1 protein-coding gene is annotated in these 906 nt (G+C 66.1%); it reads left to right on the top strand.

Features of this window, described 5'->3' with window-relative positions; genetic code table 11:
• Positions 1 to 906 (top strand): 4-hydroxyphenylacetate 3-hydroxylase N-terminal domain-containing protein (locus G6039_RS30190; RefSeq protein WP_277606693.1); only part of this gene is annotated, 906 nt, incomplete at both ends.

Below are 906 nucleotides of genomic sequence, written 5' to 3'. Positions count from 1 at the left end.
CACCCTCACCTGTCCCACCGACACCGGCAACGGCGGGGTGACCATGCCGTTCTTCCGCACCCCCACCTCCGCCGACGACCTGCTCGCCGAACGCGACGCCATCGCCACCTGGGCGCGGATGACCTACGGCTGGATGGGCCGGTCCCCCGACTACAAGGCCTCCTTCCTCGGCACCCTCAACGCCAACAGCGAGCTCTACGCCCCGTTCCAGGACAACGCCAAGCGCTGGTACCGCGAATCGCAGGAGAAGGTCCTGTACTGGAACCACGCGATCATCAACCCCCCGGTGGACCGGCAACTGCCCCCGGACCAGGTCGGCGACGTGTTCATGAAGGTCGAGAAGGAGACCGACGCGGGCCTGATCGTCTCCGGCGCCAAGGTCGTCGCCACCGGCTCGGCGATCACCAACTACAACTTCATCGCCCACTACGGCCTGCCGATCAAGAAGAAGGAATTCGCCCTGATCTGCACGGTGCCGATGGACGCGCCCGGCATCAAGCTGATCTCGCGGGCCTCCTACAGCCAGAACGCCAACGTCGTCGGATCCCCGTTCGACTACCCGCTGTCCTCGCGCATGGACGAGAACGACGCGATCTTCATCTTCGACAAGGTGCTCGTGCCGTGGGAGAACGTGTTCATGTACGGCGATGTGGAGAAGATCAACGCGTTCTTCCCGCAGTCCGGATTCCTGCCGCGGTTCACCTTCCAGGGCTGCACCCGCCTCGCCGTCAAGCTCGACTTCATCGCGGGCCTGCTGCTCAAGGCCCTCGACGCCACCGGCGCCGGCGGTTTCCGCGGCGTGCAGACCCGCGTCGGGGAGGTCATCGGCTGGCGCAACCTGTTCTGGTCGCTCACCGAGTCGATGGCCCGCGACCCCGAGCCGTGGATCGGCGACACCGTCATCCC

Origin of the sequence: Rhodococcus aetherivorans, from assembly GCF_011058165.1 — a bacterium.
GTDB lineage: Bacteria > Actinomycetota > Actinomycetes > Mycobacteriales > Mycobacteriaceae > Rhodococcus > Rhodococcus aetherivorans.
Note: the sequence above shows the minus strand (reverse complement) of the source record. Positions and strands in the feature narration are given on the sequence as shown.